This is a genomic window from Buchnera aphidicola (Cinara strobi) (assembly GCF_900560745.1).
GTDB lineage: Bacteria > Pseudomonadota > Gammaproteobacteria > Enterobacterales > Enterobacteriaceae > Buchnera_F > Buchnera_F aphidicola_AJ.
The window spans coordinates 1-20,623 of record NZ_LR025085.1 but is presented as its reverse complement, the minus strand read 5'-3'; the positions used below and the strand labels follow the sequence as shown (position 1 = coordinate 20,623).

16 protein-coding genes and 1 tRNA gene are annotated in these 20,623 nt (G+C 24.3%); 6 read left to right on the top strand and 11 right to left on the bottom strand.

Annotation, left to right across the window (positions count from 1 at the left end; translation table 11 throughout):
* Positions 1-108: 108 nt before the first annotated feature.
* The 3 genes from metE to ftsY all read right to left on the bottom strand — a co-directional run bounded on the left by metE (position 109) and on the right by ftsY (position 4,967).
* Positions 109-2,388, bottom strand: coding sequence for a 5-methyltetrahydropteroyltriglutamate--homocysteine S-methyltransferase (gene metE, locus EAO23_RS00085; RefSeq protein ID WP_158348893.1), 2,280 nt, complete (start codon positions 2,386-2,388; stop codon positions 109-111).
* 586 nt (positions 2,389-2,974) lie between these two features.
* Positions 2,975-3,841 carry an RNA polymerase sigma factor RpoH gene (gene rpoH / locus EAO23_RS00080; RefSeq protein ID WP_172575457.1) on the bottom strand — a complete coding sequence of 289 codons (867 nt, stop codon included), beginning with the start codon at positions 3,839-3,841 and terminating at the stop codon, positions 2,975-2,977.
* Between the two features lie 91 nt (positions 3,842-3,932).
* The gene (ftsY, locus tag EAO23_RS00075; protein WP_158348891.1) at positions 3,933-4,967 is read right to left on the bottom strand and encodes a signal recognition particle-docking protein FtsY; all 1,035 of its coding nucleotides are present in this window, start codon (positions 4,965-4,967) and stop codon (positions 3,933-3,935) included.
* Between the two features lie 75 nt (positions 4,968-5,042).
* Between ftsY and rsmD the strand changes: the two genes are divergently transcribed.
* Both rsmD and dnaC read left to right on the top strand, forming a co-directional pair.
* Positions 5,043-5,600 carry a 16S rRNA (guanine(966)-N(2))-methyltransferase RsmD gene (rsmD, locus tag EAO23_RS00070; RefSeq protein WP_158348890.1) on the top strand — a complete coding sequence of 186 codons (558 nt, stop codon included), beginning with the start codon at positions 5,043-5,045 and terminating at the stop codon, positions 5,598-5,600.
* Positions 5,601-5,826: 226 nt separating this feature from the next.
* Positions 5,827-6,561, top strand: coding sequence for a DNA replication protein DnaC (dnaC, locus tag EAO23_RS00065; protein WP_158348889.1), 735 nt, complete (start codon positions 5,827-5,829; stop codon positions 6,559-6,561).
* Positions 6,562-6,589: 28 nt separating this feature from the next.
* Here dnaC and efp read toward each other — a convergent pair whose 3' ends face one another.
* The 3 genes from efp to EAO23_RS00050 all read right to left on the bottom strand — a co-directional run bounded on the left by efp (position 6,590) and on the right by EAO23_RS00050 (position 9,333).
* Positions 6,590-7,159 (bottom strand): elongation factor P, encoded by a 570-nt coding sequence (gene efp / locus EAO23_RS00060; RefSeq protein WP_172575447.1) that lies wholly within the window; start codon positions 7,157-7,159, stop codon positions 6,590-6,592.
* A gap of 179 nt (positions 7,160-7,338) precedes the next feature.
* Positions 7,339-8,991 carry a chaperonin GroEL gene (gene groL, locus EAO23_RS00055; protein ID WP_158348888.1) on the bottom strand — a complete coding sequence of 551 codons (1,653 nt, stop codon included), beginning with the start codon at positions 8,989-8,991 and terminating at the stop codon, positions 7,339-7,341.
* A 48-nt stretch (positions 8,992-9,039) separates the two neighbouring features.
* Complete coding sequence (locus EAO23_RS00050) at positions 9,040-9,333, bottom strand: co-chaperone GroES (protein WP_158348887.1); 294 nt, start codon at positions 9,331-9,333, stop codon at positions 9,040-9,042.
* A gap of 342 nt (positions 9,334-9,675) precedes the next feature.
* On the opposite strand from EAO23_RS00050, the gene EAO23_RS00045 reads away from it, so the two are divergent.
* A tRNA-Phe gene (locus tag EAO23_RS00045) sits at positions 9,676-9,748 on the top strand.
* 42 nt (positions 9,749-9,790) lie between these two features.
* Here EAO23_RS00045 and mnmE read toward each other — a convergent pair.
* The 4 genes from mnmE to rpmH form a co-directional block, all read right to left on the bottom strand.
* Positions 9,791-11,158 carry a tRNA uridine-5-carboxymethylaminomethyl(34) synthesis GTPase MnmE gene (gene mnmE / locus EAO23_RS00040; protein WP_231996022.1) on the bottom strand — a complete coding sequence of 456 codons (1,368 nt, stop codon included), beginning with the start codon at positions 11,156-11,158 and terminating at the stop codon, positions 9,791-9,793.
* Between the two features lie 77 nt (positions 11,159-11,235).
* Complete coding sequence (yidC, locus tag EAO23_RS00035; RefSeq protein ID WP_158348886.1) at positions 11,236-12,099, bottom strand: membrane protein insertase YidC; 864 nt, start codon at positions 12,097-12,099, stop codon at positions 11,236-11,238.
* Between the two features lie 575 nt (positions 12,100-12,674).
* Entirely contained in the window at positions 12,675-13,040 is a 366-nt protein-coding gene (gene rnpA, locus EAO23_RS00030; protein WP_158348885.1) for a ribonuclease P protein component, read from the bottom strand.
* Positions 13,041-13,060: 20 nt separating this feature from the next.
* On the bottom strand, positions 13,061-13,195 hold the full coding sequence (rpmH, locus tag EAO23_RS00025) for a 50S ribosomal protein L34 (RefSeq protein WP_158348884.1): 135 nt from the start codon (positions 13,193-13,195) through the stop codon (positions 13,061-13,063).
* 316 nt (positions 13,196-13,511) lie between these two features.
* On the opposite strand from rpmH, the gene dnaA reads away from it, so the two are divergent.
* The 3 genes from dnaA (at position 13,512) to gyrB (ending at position 18,526) form a co-directional block, all read left to right on the top strand.
* Entirely contained in the window at positions 13,512-14,885 is a 1,374-nt protein-coding gene (gene dnaA, locus EAO23_RS00020; RefSeq protein WP_158348883.1) for a chromosomal replication initiator protein DnaA, read from the top strand.
* Between the two features lie 4 nt (positions 14,886-14,889).
* Entirely contained in the window at positions 14,890-15,999 is a 1,110-nt protein-coding gene (gene dnaN / locus EAO23_RS00015) for a DNA polymerase III subunit beta (protein WP_158348882.1), read from the top strand.
* Positions 16,000-16,123: 124 nt separating this feature from the next.
* Positions 16,124-18,526: a DNA topoisomerase (ATP-hydrolyzing) subunit B gene (gene gyrB / locus EAO23_RS00010; protein WP_158348881.1), complete on the top strand. Its 2,403-nt coding sequence runs from the start codon at positions 16,124-16,126 to the stop codon at positions 18,524-18,526.
* A gap of 100 nt (positions 18,527-18,626) precedes the next feature.
* Here the strand turns inward: gyrB and mnmG are convergent, their stop codons facing one another.
* On the bottom strand, positions 18,627-20,519 hold the full coding sequence (gene mnmG, locus EAO23_RS00005; protein WP_158348880.1) for a tRNA uridine-5-carboxymethylaminomethyl(34) synthesis enzyme MnmG: 1,893 nt from the start codon (positions 20,517-20,519) through the stop codon (positions 18,627-18,629).
* Positions 20,520-20,623: the final 104 nt, after the last annotated feature.

Below are 20,623 nucleotides of genomic sequence, written 5' to 3'. Positions count from 1 at the left end.
TAGATATAATAAATCTATTAAAAAATACTAAAAATAATTAAAAAAAATAACCACAAAATACAACCAATAATATTAATGATTGTATTAAGCGGGATGATAAATTAAAATTTATTTTTTTAAGAATTTTTTTCGAATATTAGAAGTTGCCTTTATCATATTTTGTAATGCCAAGGATGTTTCTGTCCAGTTACGAGTTTTTAGTCCACAATCAGGATTCACCCATAATTTTTCAATCGGGATATATCGTAAAGCTTTTATTAATAATTTTTCAATCCAGTCAATAGAGGGAATACTAGGAGAATGAATATCATATACACCTGGTCCAATTTCATTTGGATATTGAAACGTTTTAAAAAAATCAAGTAATTCCATATCTGATCTTGATGTTTCAATAGTAATCACGTCTGCATCTAAATCTACAATTGCTGGCATAATATCATTAAATTCACAATAACACATATGTGTATGAATTTGAGTACTATTTTTTACACCTGATGAACATAATTTAAACGATTGAACGGACCATCGTAAATAATCGCTCCATTCTTTAGTTCTTAACGGTAAGCCTTCTCTTAATGCCGGTTCATCAATTTGAATAACATGAATTCCAGAATTTTCTAAATCTAATACTTCGTCTCTTAATGCTAATGCAATTTGATTAGAAATCTCTTCTTTAGAAATATCTTCACGAGGAAAAGACCAACATAAAATTGTTACTGGTCCAGTCAACATAGCTTTAACTGGTTTTTTAGTTAACGATTGAGCGTATTTAGAATACATTACTGTCATAGGAGTAATTCTGCTAATATCTCCAACAATAATTGGTGGTTTTACACATCTAGAACCATAACTTTGAACCCATCCATACTTAGTAAATACAAATCCCTCTAAAAATTCGCTAAAATATTCAACCATATCATTTCGTTCAGGTTCACCATGAACTAACACATCTAATCCAATTTGTTCCTGTTGAAGAATATTGTTTTTAATCTGTTTTTTAATTAAACGTTCATAATCTAGTTGACTTATTTTTTTATTTTTGTATTTTAAACGTAATTCCCTAATTTCTTGAGTTTGAGGGAATGATCCAATGGTAGTAGTTGGGAGAACTGGTAGATTTAAATTTTTTTTCTGAATATCAGAGCGAACTGAAAAAGTATCTTTTCGTGTACACTGCTCTGAAGAAATTTGTAATAAACGTTTTTGTACTGTTACATTATTAACTAAATTAGATGATTTATATGCTTGAATAGGTTTAACCCAATTATATATTTCTTTAATATCTATTTTTTTATTCAGTGCTCTTGATAAAATTGATATTTCTAAACATTTTTGTATACCAAAGGAAAACCAAGATTTTACAAAATCTGTTAAATTATCTTCTAAAGATAGATCTAATGGAACATGCAATAATGAACATGAGGAACTAATCCAAAAATTTTTACGTAATTTCATGAAAGATTTTAATTGATGAAACCATTTTACAAGATCAGCTTTCCAAATATTGCGCCCATTAATTATACCTAAAGATAATAAAAACTTATTATTAACAGTATTACTAAAATCTAATAAATCATATTTTCCAGCTACCAGGTCAATGTGTAACCCATTAATCGATAAAGTATTAATTATATCTAAATTATGATGTACATCACCAAAATAAGTAGTTAATAAAATTTTTATAGATCCATTTAATGTATTATAAGCATATTTAATTGCTTTTTTCCATTCTTTAGAAATATCTAAAACTAAAATAGGCTCATCAATTTGAACCCATTCTAAATTTCTAGAATGAAATTCTTCTAATACCTTTTTATAAATAGGTAATATTTTATTTAAAAGATCTAATTTATTAAAATATATCCCTTTTACTTTTCCCAACCATAGATAAGTTAACGGACCTAATAAAACTGGCTTAACTTTATAACCTAGAGATAATGCTTCATCAGTTTCTTGAATTACTTGTTTCCAAGAAAAATAAAACTCCTGATCTTTAATAAATTCTGGAACGATATAATGATAATTTGTGTTAAACCATTTCGTCATTTCGGAAGCAGAACAATTTTTACCAATATCTACGGATCCTCTTGCAACACGGAACAAGGTATCTAAATCAATTTTTTTTTTATTTAAACGATGTCGATTAGGTATATTACCTAACATCATGCTAGTGCCTAAAACATGATCGTACCAAGAAAAATCCCCTACTGTAACATATTCAATACCGCTATTAAATTGATTTTTCCAATTAGTTTTTCTAATATTTTTTCCTACTTGTAATAAATCAATTAATGAAATTTTTCCAGACCAATAATTCTCTTGAGCAATTTTTAATTCTCGATTTAAACCAATTCTAGGAAATCCTAGTATATGATTTTTTATAGCCATACATAATTTTTCCTATTTATGATGAAAAAAATTTTTATCTTTTAGAAAAATTTAAAGAATTATTTTTTTGAATTAAATTTAAATAGTTATATAATAGAAATATTAAATATTAAATTTATATATTAAATAATATTGTTTAATATCAATTAAATTTATCAAATAAAATAATTTTATTCAAATTTAAAAGAATAAAAAATACTTAATAACTTTAAAAATTTTAATTATATAAAATAATAAAATAGATAAATTTTAAAATAATATTCAAAAAATATTATACATAGAATTATAGTATAAATACACTTAATAAGTTTTAGTTTACAAATATATAAATATCTATTCAATCTCAATATCAAAGTAATTTATAAAAATAAATTTTTATCACAAAAACACCTAAAAATAATAAAATTATAATAATATAATTTATTGAATATACCACATCATAAATACTATAATTTAACAGTTATATATTATTTATTACTTACCCCCCTATATACTATATATAGTAACATGAAATATATACTTTTTATCTTTTAAATAATATAAGTTGTCAAAATTAAAAATCTCATTTATATAGTTAATAAGAACCTTATGCTTCAATAGCAAGTTTTAATTTTTTCATAGCATTTTGTTCTAGTTGTCGTACTCTTTCTGCAGAAATACCATAATCTTGAGCAATAGATTGTAATGTTATCCTAGAATTATTTTGTGCTAACCAACGTCGTTTAATAATTTGTTGACTGCGTTCATCTAAAACTAATAGCGCATTACTTAACTTATTTGTAGCATGAAATGCCCAATTTTCTTTTTCTACCTGTGTAGCAAAATTAGACTTCTTATCTTCTAAATACAAAGAAGAACGGGTGCTATTATTATAAATATCTATATGAGAAGTTTGAGGCGGGATATCAAAAGTAATATCTTGTGCTGACATACGTGCTTCCATCTCTTTTACCTCTTGTTTACTAACCCCCAATTCTTTTGCTACGATAGAAATTTCATGATGATTAAACCAACCTAGTCTCTTTTTTGATTTTCTTAAATTAAAAAATAACTTTCGTTGAGCTTTAGTTGTTGCAACTTTTACTATTCTCCAATTTTTTAAAACATATTCATGAATTTCAGATTTTATCCAATGTACCGCAAAAGAAACTAATCGAACATTAACATCTGGATTAAAACGTCGTATCGCTTTCATTAATCCAATATTTCCTTCCTGAATTAAATCTGCTTGAGGTAAACCATATCCAGAATAATTTTTAGCAACATGAATAACAAATCGTAAATTTGATAAAATTAACAACTTTGCAGATTCTATATCTCTATAAAAAAATAATTTTTTTGCCAAAGATTTTTCTTTTTTAGATGTTAATATAGAAAAAGAATTAGCCATACGAATATAAGCATCTAAGCTTCCAATACTAAAAAAACTAATTGTATTCATTTGATTTTTTATTTTTTTCATTTTACCCTAATAAACAACGACATAATATATACTAATAAATAAAATTATTTTTTTAAAAACTACTTTTTATCTTTTTAAACAATTAAAAAAGATTATCAATAAAAATTTTACTATCAAAAATTTTAAAATCTGTAATTTTTTCTCCAGTCCCTACATAACGAACCGGAATCATTAAATCAGTTACTATAGAAAAAATAATACCACCTTTAGCAGTACCGTCTAATTTTGTAACAATAGAACCAGTAATATTCATTGTATCAGAAAAAATTCTAGCCTGTTGTATTGAATTTTGTCCAATTCCAGCATCTAATACGATAAATGTCTCATGAGGTGCTTTCGGATAACATTTTTTAATAACTCGATCAATTTTTTTTAATTCTTGAATCAAATGACTCTTATTGTGTAAACGACCAGCAGTATCGATAATTAAAATATCTTTTTTCTTTTTGATGGACTCTTTTACTGAATCAAATACAACAGAAGCGGGATCTACTCCATAAGTTTTTGAAAATACCGGGATATTATACCGAAGTCCAAATTCTTTAATTTGATCAATAGCAGCAGCTCGAAAAGTATCTCCTGCTGATAACATTACAGATTTACCTAAATTTTTGTAGTAATAAGCTAGTTTAGCAATTGTAGTAGTTTTTCCTACCCCGTTAACACCCACAATTAATATAATAAATGGCATATTCATATCATTCAGTACAGAATGATTATTTGGAATTTTCAACATTTTTAATAACTGTTTTTTAAAATATAAAAGAGCAATATCTGATTTTTGAATATTTTTTTTTTTAATACCATTTTTAAATTTATCTAAAATTTTTTGTGTAGCGTTCATGCCAAAATCAGATAATAATAATACATCTTGTAATTTTCGAAAAATATTTTTATCTAAATTAGGCGACGAAAATATATTTTTTATTTTTTTGATAAATTTATTTTTTAAAAAAATTAGAGAGTTTTTGAAAAAAGATAAATGTGATTTTTTTTTTATATAAGAATTAAATTCAATAGAATTATTTTTATTATCTTTTTTTAATTGAAGATTAGATTTTGATTTTTTAGAAAAAAAGTTTAACTTAGAAAAAAAATTTTTTTTTTTATTACACATGTAAACCTCAATCTTTTATTGTATTATATTTGATAAATATTTAAATTTATAATTACTAAATAAAAAAATAAAAAAATGAAAAAAAAATTAAAAAAAATCCGTATTACAGGCGGATTATTTAAAGGACGGGTATTACATTCTGTTTCAAAAATAGATGTTCGACCTACAGGAAACCGAATAAAACATATATTGTTTAGTTGGTTAAAACCATACATAGAAAAATCTTTGTGTTTAGATTGTTTTGCTGGTAGTGGTAGTTTAAGTATAGAATCTGTATCTAGATTAGCTAAATTTGTAACTGCATTAGAAAAAAACTATATTTTAGTTAAAAAACTAAAAAAAACATTAAAAAACTTTTCAATTAATAATATATCTATATTACAATTTAATACAATAAGGTGGTTAAAAAATTCAGGTAATCCTCATGATATTATCTATCTTGACCCACCATTTTCAAATAAAAAGTTATTAAACCAATCTATTACATATCTAGAAAAATATAATTGGACTCATAAAGATTCTATTATATATATTGAACATATTGATAACAAAATTGAATTACCAAAAAATTGGAAACTCATGAAAACTAAAAAAATAGGAGCAGTATTATTTTCTTTGTATTGGAAATTATAATACACTTATTTTTAAATTTTAAAAACATACAACAATATATCATATATACAAAAATAATTATATAATTCTGATAAAAGAATATAAATAAATTAGTGTATTAAAACTTATCAGTTAAAATTTATATAGTTAAATTAAACTTAACATCATTAATCAACGATTACAATAAATAATTCATATTTTTGAAATTTATGCTGTAAAAACAATTACTTTTAAAAAATAATATAAAATGAATAATTTTTTTAATAAACTCAAAAAAATCATGCCAGTATATGTACAACCTAAGTTTTATAATGCTCAAGAACTGTTGAAGTGGAATCAAGCTCAAGGGGAAAAATATTCAGAATCTATTATACAAAAAAACAAAGCAATGAAAATGCAAAAAATATTAGGTCGATCAGGTATAAGAGAATTATATATGAATTGTTCTTTTGAAAATTATAATATACATCATGAAGGACAGAGAAGAGTTTTAAATGCTGCTCGTAGATATGCTGAAAATTTTAAAAATAACATTGCTAGTTTTATATTTTCAGGTCGCCCTGGAACAGGAAAAAACCATTTAGCTTCAGCTATTGGAAATTACTTAATATTACAAGGAAATAGCGTTCTAATTATTACTGTAGCAGATTTAATGTCAAATATTAAAAGTACGTTCAATCAGTCTTCTAAAATAATGACTGAAGAAAGATTATTAAATAATTTAAGCACAGTTGATTTGCTAATGATTGATGAAATTGGAATGCAATTAGAGTCACGATATGAAAAAATTATTATTAATCAAATTATAGACAGACGATCATCATCTAAAAAATCTACCGGAATATTATCTAATTTAAGTCACAGAAGGTTAAAAATTTTATTGGGAGAACGAGTAATAGATCGCATGAGACTTGGAAATAGTTTATGGCTAACATTTGGATGGAATAGTTATAGAAAAAATATACGTGGAAATGAATATTAAAGATATTTTTAATAAATAATTAAAAATATTATTTAATAACACGTGATACATATCTCTCAGTACGTGTATCTATTTTAACATAATCTCCTATTTTTATAAATAGAGGAACGCGTATTGTTGCCCCAGTTTCTAAAGTAACAAGTTTATTAGATGTATTAACAGTATCTCCTTTTACAGCCGCTTCTGTATTACATACTTTTAATTCTATAAAATTATCTATACTTACAGAAATAGGAGAATTATTCCATAAAGTAATAATACAATTGGAAAATATTGTTATCCATTTATAGAAATTAGACAAATACTTTTTAGAAACGTGAATATGTTCAAAACTTTTTTTATTCATAAAAAACCAAGTTATCCCGTTATTATATAGATATGCAGCATGAACTTCAACAATATCGGTCGAATAAAAAATATCAGTTGCTTTTACTGTTTTACACAATAACTTTCCAGTTAATAATTGTTTTAGTTTAATTCTAACAAAAGCTTGTCCTTTTCCTGGTTTTATAAATTCGCTGTATTGCACTTCATATGGTTGGCAATCAATTAAAATTTTTAATCCTGATTTTAAGGAGTTTCCACTATATGTAGACATAATGAATATCTCAAAATATACTATTAAATTATAAAAATAAAACAACCCCTTGTTCTCAATATTATCTTGTCAAGAGAACAAGGAGACCGTCAAAAATATGACAAAATTAATAAATAATTAATTATTTGTCAACAATAACGTAAAATTTATCTAAACTAGAAATCAAAAAAATGATGCGATTACATCATTCCACCCATTCCTCCGCCCATTCCACTACCTGGTGAAGTGTTTAAATCAGATGAAGATTTTTCATCTTTAGATAAATCTGTTACCATGCATTCTGTTGTAATCATTAATCCAGCAACAGAAGCTGCATATTGTAATGCAGATCGAGTAACTTTAGTTGGATCTAAAATACCAAAAGATATCATATCCCCATACTCATCAGTAGCAGCATTATAACCATAATTACCACGTCCGTCTTTTACATTATTAGTTACAACCGATGGCTCTTCTCCGGAATTTGCAACAATTTGACGTAAAGGAGCTTCCATAGCTCGTAATGCAACGCGTATCCCAACATTCTGATCTTCATTTTGTCCATTTAAACGGGATATTTTTTCAGCTACGCGCACTAAAGCAACTCCCCCTCCTGGAACTACCCCTTCTTCTACAGCTGCTCTTGTTGCATGTAAAGCGTCTTCAACTCGAGCTTTTTTTTCTTTCATCTCTACTTCAGTAGCAGCTCCAACTTTAAGAACGGCCACACCACCAGATAATTTAGCTAAACGTTCATTTAATTTTTCTTTGTCATAATCTGATGTTGCTTCATGTATTTCTTGTTTAATTTGATTAATTCGACACTTAATAGAATTTTTGTTTCCATTACCACCAATAATGGTAGTTGAATCTTTATTAATAACTACACGTTTTGCTTGACCTAAATCTTCCAAAGAGGATTTCTCTAACTCCATTGCTAATTCTTCAGATATTACTGATCCTCCAGTTAGAATAGAAATGTCTTGTAACATTGCTTTTCTACGATCTCCAAAACCTGGAGCCTTGACTGCAGAGACTTTAACAATTCCTCTCATTGAATTCACTACTAATGTCGCTAAAGCTTCACCTTCTAAATCTTCAGAAATAATTAATAATGGTTTACTAGATTTTGCTACAGCTTCTAAAATTGGAAGTAACTCTCGAATATTAGAAATTTTTTTATCTGCCATTAAAATATATGGATTATCTAATTCGACTAATCCAGTTTCTGGTTTATTAATAAAATATGGGGACAGATACCCTCTATCAAATTGCATTCCTTTAACAACTTCTAACTCATTTTGTAATCCTGTTCCTTCTTCAACAGTAATAACACCATCATTTCCTACTTTTTCCATAGCTTCTGCTATCAAACTACCAACTTTTTCATCTGCATTTGCAGAAATAGTTCCAACTTGTGTAATTGCTTTTGAATCTGAACAAGGAACAGATAATTTTTTTAATTCTTCTACAGCATTAATAACTGCTTTATCAATTCCACGTTTTAAATCCATTGGATTCATTCCAGCAGCAACTGCTTTTAACCCTTCATTCACTATTGATTGAGCTAATAAAGTCGCAGTAGTTGTTCCATCACCAGCAGCATCATTTGCTTTAGATGCTACTTCTTTAACCATCTGTGCACCCATATTTTCAAATTTATCTTCTAATTCAATTTCTCTAGCCACTGATACGCCATCTTTAGTAATACTAGGTGGGCCAAAAGATTTATCTAAAACAACATTTCTTCCTTTAGGACCTAATGTTACTTTTACAGCGTCTGCTAATACATTAACTCCTTGAAGCATTTTAATTCGCGCTTCGTTTCCAAATTTTACATCTTTTGCTGTCATTATGGATGTCCTCTAAAAGTTTTAAATCAAAAAAAATACAGTTATGTATTATTCTTCTATAACTGCTAGAATATCACTCTCTGTAAGAATCAAAACTTCTTCATTATCAATTGTTTCAGTTTTTGCTCCATATCCTTCATTAAAAATTACAACATCTCCAACCTTTACATCTAATGGTTTTATAGTTCCATTCTCTAAAATCCGACCATTACCAGTAGATAAAACTATTCCTCGAGTAGATTTACCAGCTGCAGAACCAGTTAAAACAATTCCTCCAGCTGATTTTAATTCTGCTTCATTTCGTTTTACGATTACTCTATCATGCAATGGACGAAGCTTCATATTATGATCCTCTTCAAATATAATTTAATCACATATTTTACATTAATAAATAAGAGATAATTATTTCAAATATGTTCTTATCTTGTAAGAATATATGGACCTAAATAAAGAATTTCAAGGGGGAAAATAAATTTTTATTCAATTCTTTTAGAATATTTTTGTTTAAAAAATCAAAATAACTAAATAAATAATTAATACTAAAACAGTAAAAACAACTTTTCATACAAATACTTTAAAAATTTTTAAAATAAATAATTATAAAATTATTTTTTTTATCTCAAAAAAAATTAAAAAATTAAAAAAGTTGACAAAAATATAATTTTAATGTTTAATAATTCAATTGCCCGGATAGCTCAGTCGGTAGAGCAGGGGACTGAAAATCCCCGTGTCGGTGGTTCAATTCCGCCTCCGGGCATAGCTATCATACCAGGATGAGAAAAAATAAAAAAATAAAAATTTATTTACCAATACAAAAATCAGAAAAAATTTTGTTCAATAAATCTTCTGAACTTAATTTTCCAGTTATAATAGATAATTCTTCTATTGCTAAACGAAGATTATCTGATAAAAATTCAAGACATGAGTTTAAATTCCATTTTTTATAACCACTTATTAAATATTTTAAAGATTTTTTTAAAGCTAATAAATGCCTTCTCCTTGCTAAAAAAATACCTTCAATATTATTACATTTAACTGATATTTTATTAATGTGGTTTTTTAAAAAATCAAGACCCAATTTTTTTTGAATTGATAGAAGAATACAAAAATGTTTTTTATAAATCATTTTTACAGATGGAGTTTGATTAATTAAATCAATTTTATTAAAAATAATAGTAATACTTTGATTATCTTTTAAATTATTTATATATTTTTTTACTAATTGATTGTTAAAAATTTGATCTTGAGTAATATCTAATATTAAAAAAATATGATCACAGGAATGTATATTTTTTTTTGCTAATTTTATTCCAATAATTTCAACAATATTTTCACTTTCGCGCAACCCAGCAGTATCTAAAAGCTCAAAACGAATTCCATTAACCAATATAGTTTGTCGTATTACATCACGAGTTGTCCCGGGGATATCGGTAACAATAGATGCTGTTTGATTAACTAAATAATTAAATAAACTAGATTTTCCTACATTTGGAGGCCCTGCAATAACAGCTTTGATACCTTTATTTAAGAAATCGCTTTTACGTGCTGTATCAATTAAATTTTTAATTAATGTAATAATCTGTATTAAATATTTTTCTATATCTTTCAATATAGTTGGATTATTTATTTCATCTGGAAAATTAATATACCCTTCAATTCTAGAATAAATCTCCTTTAATTTTTTGATAATAGAATTTATTTTTTTAGAAAAATTACCACTTAAAGATCGTAAAGATGCTTCGATAGATAATTTAGATTGAGAATTAATTAAATCACTAATTGCTTCTGCTTGAATTAAATCTATTTTTTGATTTAAAAAAGCTCGTTCTGAAAATTCTCCCGGTTTAGCAATACGAACGTTTTTAATTAAAACAATATTTTGAATTAATAAATCCATTAAAATTGGATTTCCATGACCCTGAAATTCCAATACATCTTCCCCAGTAAAAGACTGGGGACTAGGAAAAAATACAGCAATTCCCTTATCAATAACATCTCCATTAAAATCTAAAAAAGAAACATAGTGCGCAAATCTTGCTTTCATTGAAATTTTAAAAAAAACATTAATTATTTTTAAAACAGCCGGACCAGAAATTCGTATAATTCCAACACCCGATCTACTCATAGCAGTAATAGGAGCCACAATTGTTTCGTAAAACATTATCATATATTTAAATCCGTAATTATAAAAATTATATTTATAATAATATTTTAACAATCAGTTATTTTTTTATAAAATAGATATTATGATGTCGAATTATTGGAAATAGACTCACGTATAAAAAAATACTGAAATAAAGTACAAATATTGCTAGTAATATAATACAAAACAAGACCTGAGGGAAACCAAATAAAAAATATAGAAAATAACATTGGAGCCATATAAAGAAGATTTTTTTTAATACTAGAATCATGATCTTTTAATTCATAATACTGTATAAAAAACATACTTAATCCCATTAAAAATGGTAAAACATAATAAGGGTCATAACTTGATAAATCTTTAATCCATAAACAAAATGGTGCTTGACGTAACTCAGTTGCATGTTTTAAAACATAATAAAAAGACAAAAATATTGGAGCTTGAATTAACATTGAAGCCAAACTATAAAAGGGATTAATTTTTTTAGATTGATATAATTTTAAAATTTTTTGATTAACTTGTTCATCATTTTCATTAAACTGATCTTTAATTTTTTTAACTTTTAATTGAATTTTTTTCATATCTAACATTGACATATACTGAATTTTAGTTAACGGATACAGTAAAATTTTAATAAAAATTGTCACACAAATAATAGATATTCCCCAATTATGTAAATAAGTGTGAAAAAAAGTTAAAATTATAAATAAAGGGCGTACAAAAAAAAATAGCCATCCATAATCCATTGCTAAATATAAAAATCTAATAACATTAGAGAGTTGATTTTTTATGTTAAATCTAACTGATAAATTAGAATAATTATTTAAACATGAATGTAAAAAAAAATGATAAATACGAGATATAAAACTAATAGGAGAAGTAGTGTTACTTGAATCATTAGAATAAAATATATATTTTTTAAAAAAATCTGAAATCCAAAAAGTTAAAAAGTACTGTTTTAACATAGAAGCTCAACCTCTTTATCAGTATTAATGATTATATGTTTCATGCGACTTAAAAAATAAAATTATACTTTTCATACTTCATTACATTACTGAATAAATTAATTTTCTAAAATACTGTAATATTTAAAAAATTACTTAAATTTTTTTTGAAAATATTACTATTTTCAGTATGTTTCTAAAAAGTTTTATTAATAAAGAGGATTCAATTATATTGAAAACTTTTTTTCAAAAAAATAACAATCAGTTAATTAAATTATTTTACATACCAATAAATTTAATTATTCAGTATGCTTGCTAAATAAGCAGATATTCAAAAAAAATAAATTATCAATCACATTAATAATAGAATTAATTTTTAAAAATTACATTATCTTAGAATTTTATATAATTAATCACTGAACTATCGTATTGTCGAATATAAATTATAATATTTATACTAAAAATATTGTATTAAAAAAAAATCATCTACATTAGAATAACATAAAAATTACGTTTCAATACTTTATTAGATTTCCTTATTAATTTAAATTAATAAATCTTAATACATTAAGATCAAAAAAATATAGTATTAAAATCTATTTTTTTATATAAAAATATTTTTTATTTACCAAATACCAAAAATTCTGTAAAAGACAAAAAATAATTTTATTGTTTAATTTATGTATATTTTTTTTTAAAATAAAGAAAAAATCCATGCAAATTAGATCATGTTGAAATAAACGAAAACTTTCCTTAATAAGACGTTTAATTCTGTTTCGATTATGTGATTTTTTGATATTTTTTTTTGAAATAGAAACTCCTAATCGAGGAAAATTTAATCCTCTAGAATATAATAAAACAGTAAATTCTTTTGTATTAATTAAATACTTTTTATTGTATATAGAATTCAATGAGGCGCAAGTAAATAAACGTAATTTTTTTTTAAAAAAATACCGAGACATAAAATAATATTATTAAATACTTAAACGCACAAACAGGAACGTAATTTAGAACGCCGATTTGATAAAATTTTACGACCACTTTTAGACGACATTCTCAAACGAAAACCATGAGTACGATTACGTTTAATATTAGAAGGCTGAAAAGTACGTTTCATATTAAATATTTCCTTTTTAAAATTTAAACTATATATTTATTATAAAATTAATAAAATTAATTATTAATTTATTTGTATCAATTCAAATGTAAAAATATACCACTGTTATTGAAGAATTTATACAGTGATTTATTTAAACAAAAATAATATACTATATTGTTTTATTATATTTAAAAATATATTAATAAATTTATTTATTTCTTAAAAAATTGTATTTATATTTATTTTAATAAATAATACAAAAATATAAATATAATTCTTTTTTTTACTTAAAACTAAAATTAAAAAACTCAATTTTTTCAAGGAAATCAATGATATGTCATTGTCAATTTGGAAAAAATGTTTAATGCATTTAAAATTACAATTATCACCTAAAGAGTTCAGTATGTGGATTTTACCATTAAAAGCTGTAATAAGAAATAATATAATTAGTTTATATGCACCAAACAATTTTGTATTACAATGGGTTAAAAATCAATATATTAAAAATTTTAAAGAATTATTATATAGAATTTGTGATCACAACCCACCATTTATTATACTACAAGTAATAAATAAAGATTTCAAATTTATAAAAAATAATCAATTTTTATATAATCAAATAGCGAAAAAAAAAACAGAAGATGAAGTAACATCAAAAAAAAAAATATTAAACATACCTACATACTTATATACTGGAATTAATAAAAAATATCAATTTCATAATTTTATTGAAGGAAAATCAAATCAATTAGCTCGTTATTCCTCTTATGTTTTTACAAATAATTTCAAAAATTTCTACAATCCACTGTTTTTATATAGTAATACAGGATTAGGAAAGACACATTTACTTCATGCTATTGGAAATAAAATATTAATTGAAAATAAAAAAAAAAAAGTAATTTATATTCATGCAGAAGATTTTATTCAAAATATGGTTAATTCATTAAAAAACAAATCTATTGAAAAATTTAAGAATTATTATCGTTCTATCGATGTTTTACTATTAGACGATATTCAGTTCTTTTCAAATAAAAAACATTCACAAGAAGAATTATTTAATACTTTTAATGCTTTATTTAACAAAGAACAAAAAATTGTTTTAACAGCTAATTGTTGCCCAAATCGTATTAAAGGAATTGCTGAAAATTTAAAATCTAGATTCAAATGGGGGTTAACAATTTCAATTGATCCCCCTGAATTAAATGCTAGAATTAATATTCTCTTACAAAAAGCAGTTGAAAATAAAATTAATTTATCTTATGAAGTAGCAAAATTCATTGCTCAACAACTTCATTCTAATATTAGAGAATTAGAAGGAATTCTAAAAAAAATTCAAATTACAGCATTGTTTACTAAAAAAACAATTACTATAGAATTAGTTAAAAAAACTTTAAAAAAAGTTTTTAGAAAAAAAAAAAAAAATATAGGAATTATACTAATTCAAAAAACAGTTGCTGAATATTTTAATATTACAGTTAAAGAAATGATTTCAAAAAAAAGATCTCGATTTATTGTTCAACCTAGACAAATAGCGATGGCATTAATAAAAAAAATAACTAACTATAGTTTTTCTGATATAGGGGTAGCTTTTGGAAAAAAAGACCATACAACAGCATTACATGCTTATAAAAAAATACATCAACTTAAAAAAAAAAAAAATAAAATCTATAATGATTTTATATATTTATTAAACCAATTAAATTCGTAAAAATATGGAATTCAAAATAAAAAAAAACGATTTTCTAGATCCTTTAAAAAAAATTAATAGAATTATTACAAAAAATGTAGTATTTCCAATACTAGAAAATATAATAATAAAAATTAATGAAAAAGTATTAAAATTAACTAGTTCTAACCTAGATATTGAATTAAACGCATATATAAAAAAAAAATTATTTATTTTATATAATCCAGGGCGTATTATCGTTTCCGGGAAAAAAATACTTAATATTTGTCGAAATATATCTAATAATGAAGAATTATATTTTCGGGTAATTAATAAACAAATTTATATTAAAGTAAAAAAAAGCTTATTTAAAATAAATTTGATTAAAAATACTAAATTTCCTATTTTTAAAAAATTTTGTAGTATTAAAAAATTTTCTATCTCTCAAAAGATTTTAAAAGAAATGATTCTATCTGTTTACTTTTCAATAGCTAATAATGATATCAGAACTTCTTTAAATGGAATATTAATTGAATACCAAGATAATTTTTTATATGGAGTCACAACAGATGGGCATAGATTATCTATGTATAAAACACCATTACAGTTAAATATAACCTACTTTAATATTATTGTTAGTAAAAAAAGTATATTGGAAATACATAAATTATTAGAACTATCTAAAAATAAAGACATACAAATAAAAATTAAAAAAAACTATGCTTCTTTTAAATTACATAATATATTACTTACAACAAAATTATTGCATGGAAATTTTCCAAACTATAAGGATGTCATTTTAAGCCAATCTACACACCGCATATTAGTTCCAAGAGAAAAATTAAGAGAATCGTTATTAAAGATATCTGTTTTATGTAATACTACCTTTAAAGGAGTTTATTTAGAATTTTCAAAAAATCAATTAACAATAAAATCTAAAAACCAAGAAGATGAAGAATCTAGCGATTCATTTTATATTAATAATAAATATGAAAAAATATCATTTTTTATTAATGTTTTTTATCTACTTGATGTTTTAAATGCTCTAAATATTAATTTAATTAATTTTATATTTAACATACCAATCTCATGTATTCAAATTCAATCTGAAATGAAAAAAGAGATATTATACATAATCATGCCTTTGAAATTATAAAATTTTTTTTATATATTTTATATATAAAGATATGAATATTATTTAAATAAATAATATTTTAAAATAAAATAAATTATTTATAAAACAAGTATTTTAAAAATTGTTCAATAATACAGGAAAAAAAATGTCAAATTTATACACCTCATCTAATATAAAAATATTAAAAGGATTAGATGCAGTCAGGAAGAGACCCGGGATGTACATCGGAGATACCGATGATGGTACTGGATTACATCATATGGTATTTGAAGTTGTAGATAACGCTATAGATGAAGCGTTAGCAGGATATTGTGATTGCATTATTGTAAAAATACATCAAGACAATTCAGTTTCTATAAAAGATAATGGAAGAGGGATACCAGTTGACATTCATCCCGAAGCTGGAATATCTGCAGCAGAAGTTATCATGACAGTATTACATGCCGGCGGTAAATTTGATGATCAATCTTATAAAGTATCAGGGGGATTACATGGTGTAGGTATTTCAGTAGTAAATGCTTTGTCAGAGAAACTAAAACTATATATTTATCGAGATAAAAAAAAATATACACAAACATATTTTAATGGAAATCCTAAGAAATCTTTAATTTGTATTGGTTCTACTCAAAAAAAAGGAACAAAAATTCGATTTTGGCCTAATAAAAAAATATTTATTAATAAAAATATTTTTCAATGTAATATTTTAAAAAAAAGATTAAAAGAATTATCATTTTTAAATTCTAATTTATTAATCAAATTAAAAGATATAAAAAATAAAACAACATTTAAATATTTCCATAAAGGTGGAATAAAATCATTTATTAAATTTATTAATAGAAATAAGAAAATAATACATAACAAAATATTTATTTTTCAACAGAGAAAAAAAAATATTGAAGTTAATATTGCTATGCAATGGAATGCTACCTTTCAGGAAAAAATACTTTGCTTTACAAATAACGTTCCACAACAAGATGGAGGAAGTCATTTATCAGGTTTTCGTGCAGCTTTAACAAGAACTTTAAATTATTTTTCTGATCGAGAGCTATCAAGTAAAAAAAACAAAATTACGATTACTGGGGATGATGCCCGAGAAGGATTAACTGCGTTAATATCAATTAAAATGTTTAATCCTAAATTTTCTTCTCAAACAAAAGAAAAATTAGTATCTTCAGAAGTAAAATCAGTCGTAGAAACCTTATTAAACGAATATTTAATGGATTTTTTATTAGAGAATCCAAAAGATGCAAAAACAATTATAGCTAAAGTAATTCAATCAGCTCAATCTCGAGAAGCTGCAAAAAAAGCAAGAGAAATTACACGTAAAAAAGGAACTTTAGAGAATACTAATTTACCAGGGAAATTATCCGATTGTCAAGAAAAGGATCCTATATTATCAGAAATTTACCTTGTCGAAGGGGATTCAGCTGGAGGGTCTGCTAAACAGGGAAGGAATAGAAAGAATCAAGCAATATTACCTCTAAAGGGTAAAATACTAAACATAGAAAAAGCACGATTTGAAAAAATTGTCAATTCACCAGAACTAATTACTTTAATTACAGCTTTAGGGTGTGGTTTTGGAAAAGATGAATATAACATAAATAAATTACGATATCATTATATAATTATAATGACTGATGCTGATGTAGACGGGCTTCATATTAGAACACTGTTATTAACATTTTTTTTTCGACAAATGCCTGAAATTATAGAAAAAGGACATATTTATATTGCGCAACCTCCATTATATAAAATTAAAAAAGGTAAAACAGAAAAATATTTTACAGATTCAAAAGAACTGCATCAATATAAATATAAATTAATAAAAAAAAATAGTTATATATTTTATAAAAATCCAAAAAAACAAAAAGAACCGCTTTCTTTGATAATAAATGAATATATAAAAATAAAAAAAATACTTTTTTTAAAAAAAAATAAAATTCCAAAATTTATTTATAAAATAATGATTTATATAACTCCATTAAAAAATTTAAAAAATAAAATTTTAGTAAAAAAATGGATAAAAGAATTAACAAAAAATTTAAATAAAAAAAATTTTTTAAAAAATGTCAAAATATATTCTTATTATATTAAAAAAAATAAAGAAAATTATGAACCAGTATTAAATATAAGTGATAAAAAAATTTTTTGTTCGTATCATTTTAACAGTAATTTTTTAGAAACACAGACATATAAAAAATTTCTTGAATTTTCAAAAAAAATTCGTTATATGATTAAAAATAGTGCAATTATACAATTTAACAAAAAAAAATTTATATTTAAAAATTTAGATCAAATTATTTTTTTCTTAATAAAAGAAACAAAAAAATTAATGATTATACAAAGATATAAAGGGTTAGGGGAAATGAATCCGGAACAATTATGGACAACTACCATGAATCCTAAAACAAGAAAAATGTTACAGATTACTATGGATGATGCTGTTTCAGCTAATAATTTATTTAGTACATTGATGGGGGATTCAGTTGAACCTAGAAGGAAGTTTATTAAAAATAATGCTTTATATGCAAAAAATATTGATATTTAAATTTTAATGAAAAATTAAAAAATATTTTTTTTTATTTAAAAATTGGCAGGAAAAATATAGATGGAGCCTGCCTAAAAGTATAGAAATATAAAAATATTTATTAAAAATTAATATTTTTTTTTTTTAAAAAAATAAGTAAAATAGAAATTGCAACTGGTGTAATTCCTGAAATACGAGATGCTTGACCTAATGACTCTGGGCGATAATAATTTAATTTTGCTATGACTTCATTAGATAAACCATAAATACTATTATAATCATCTATTCTTGATAACGATATATTTTCATAACGCATATTTTTTTCTATTTCTTTATTTTGACGTTTAATGTATCCTGAGTATTTACTACACACTTCTATTTCTTCAATTATTTTTTGATCTAGAAGAGGTTGATTATTCGGTAAATAAGAATCAAGAAATTTCATTAAAAAAGAGTAATTTATTTCTGGCTTACGTAGTAAGTCAAATGCAGTACAATTATTTTTTAAGTTAATAGAATATTTTTTTTTTTTACAAAAAGAATCAAATAGTTTTGTAGAAATTTGAATTTTTTTTAAACGACTATGTTCTACAGTAAATTGTTTTTTTTTTTTAGAAAAAATATCCCATTTCTGATTATTGATTAATCCTAATTTATAAGCTATTTCAGTTAAACGTTCATCAGCATTATTTTCTCTTAACAACAATCGATATTCAGCTCGTGCTGTAAACATTCTGTAAGGTTCTGTAGTTCCTTTATTACATAAATCATCTATTAAAACTCCAATATATGCTTCATTTCTTTTTGGAAACCAAAATTTTTTTTTTTGACACAATAAAGCAGAATTTATTCCAGCAATTAAACCTTGAGCGGCCGCTTCTTCATAACCCGTTGTCCCGTTTATTTGACCTGCTAAAAATAAATTTTTAATAATTTTAGATTCTAATGTCATTTTTAAATCTCTAGGATCGAAATAATCATATTCGACAGCATATCCAGGGTGAATAATTTTAGCTTTCTCTAAACCTTTAATGGAATGCACAATTTCTTTTTGAACTAATTCAGGTAAACTAGTTGATATACCATTAGGGTAAATTACATCACTATCAAGACCTTCTGGTTCTAAAAATATTTGATGACGTTTTTTGTCAGAAAAACGAATTACTTTATCTTCAATTGAAGGGCAATATCTAGGACCAACTCCTTTAATCAGGCCACTGTATAGCGGACTTTTATTTAAATTGTTTTTTATACAATTATGTGTATTTACATTTGTATACGTAATATAACAGGGAACTTGTTTTGGATGTTTCGCAGTACTACTCCAAAAAGAAAAAAAAGGAGTAGGATGATCTCCCCATTGTTTTTCTAAAATATCTAGATTGATTGTTTTTAACTGCAATCTAGGGGGGGTTCCAGTTTTTAATCTTCCTATACGAAATGAAAAATGTTTCAAATACTCGGCTAATAATAATGAAGTTTTATCTCCTCTTCTGCCACCAAAAGAAACATCGGGGCCAATATACATACAACCATTTAAAAAAGTCCCAGCAGTTAATATAACTGTTTTACTATTAAAAGAAATTTTATTCAGTAAACGAACACCATAAACTTTTTCTTTTTTAATAATCAAACTAGATACTTCCGCTTCAATAATTTTTAAATTTTTTTGTTTATTTAAAAATTTTTGAATGGTTTTTTGATATAGTTTTCTATCTGTTTGTGCACGAGTAGATTGAACTGCAGCTCCTTTTTTAGAATTCAATATTCGAAATTGAATTCCAGAATAATCAGTAGCTCTTGCCATCAATCCTCCCATAGCATCTACTTCTTTTACTAACTGGCTTTTCCCTAATCCGCCTATAGCAGGGTTGCATGACAATCTCCCAATAGTACTTATTTTTTGTGTTATTAACAAAGTTTTTTGACCCATTCTTGAAGAAGCAGACGCTGCTTCTGTACCAGCATGCCCAGCTCCAATTACAATAATATCAAATTTTTCATAAAAAACCATTTTTTTTTTCCTTTCAATATATTTTTATATATATATATATATATTTTTATATATATATATATATATTTTTATATATATATATATATATTTTTTTATATATATAT

Coding starts and splice junctions, on each gene's coding strand:
- metE (WP_158348893.1), bottom strand. CDS start 2,388: ATGGCTATAAAAAATCATATACTAGGATTTCCTAGAATTGGTTTAAAT.
- ftsY (WP_158348891.1), bottom strand. CDS start 4,967: ATGTGTAATAAAAAAAAAAATTTTTTTTCTAAGTTAAACTTTTTTTCT.
- rsmD (WP_158348890.1), top strand. CDS start 5,043: ATGAAAAAAAAATTAAAAAAAATCCGTATTACAGGCGGATTATTTAAA.
- dnaC (WP_158348889.1), top strand. CDS start 5,827: ATGAATAATTTTTTTAATAAACTCAAAAAAATCATGCCAGTATATGTA.
- efp (WP_172575447.1), bottom strand. CDS start 7,159: ATGTCTACATATAGTGGAAACTCCTTAAAATCAGGATTAAAAATTTTA.
- groL (WP_158348888.1), bottom strand. CDS start 8,991: ATGACAGCAAAAGATGTAAAATTTGGAAACGAAGCGCGAATTAAAATG.
- EAO23_RS00050 (WP_158348887.1), bottom strand. CDS start 9,333: ATGAAGCTTCGTCCATTGCATGATAGAGTAATCGTAAAACGAAATGAA.
- mnmE (WP_231996022.1), bottom strand. CDS start 11,158: ATGATAATGTTTTACGAAACAATTGTGGCTCCTATTACTGCTATGAGT.
- yidC (WP_158348886.1), bottom strand. CDS start 12,099: ATGTTAAAACAGTACTTTTTAACTTTTTGGATTTCAGATTTTTTTAAA.
- rnpA (WP_158348885.1), bottom strand. CDS start 13,040: ATGTCTCGGTATTTTTTTAAAAAAAAATTACGTTTATTTACTTGCGCC.
- rpmH (WP_158348884.1), bottom strand. CDS start 13,195: ATGAAACGTACTTTTCAGCCTTCTAATATTAAACGTAATCGTACTCAT.
- dnaA (WP_158348883.1), top strand. CDS start 13,512: ATGTCATTGTCAATTTGGAAAAAATGTTTAATGCATTTAAAATTACAA.
- dnaN (WP_158348882.1), top strand. CDS start 14,890: ATGGAATTCAAAATAAAAAAAAACGATTTTCTAGATCCTTTAAAAAAA.
- gyrB (WP_158348881.1), top strand. CDS start 16,124: ATGTCAAATTTATACACCTCATCTAATATAAAAATATTAAAAGGATTA.
- mnmG (WP_158348880.1), bottom strand. CDS start 20,519: ATGGTTTTTTATGAAAAATTTGATATTATTGTAATTGGAGCTGGGCAT.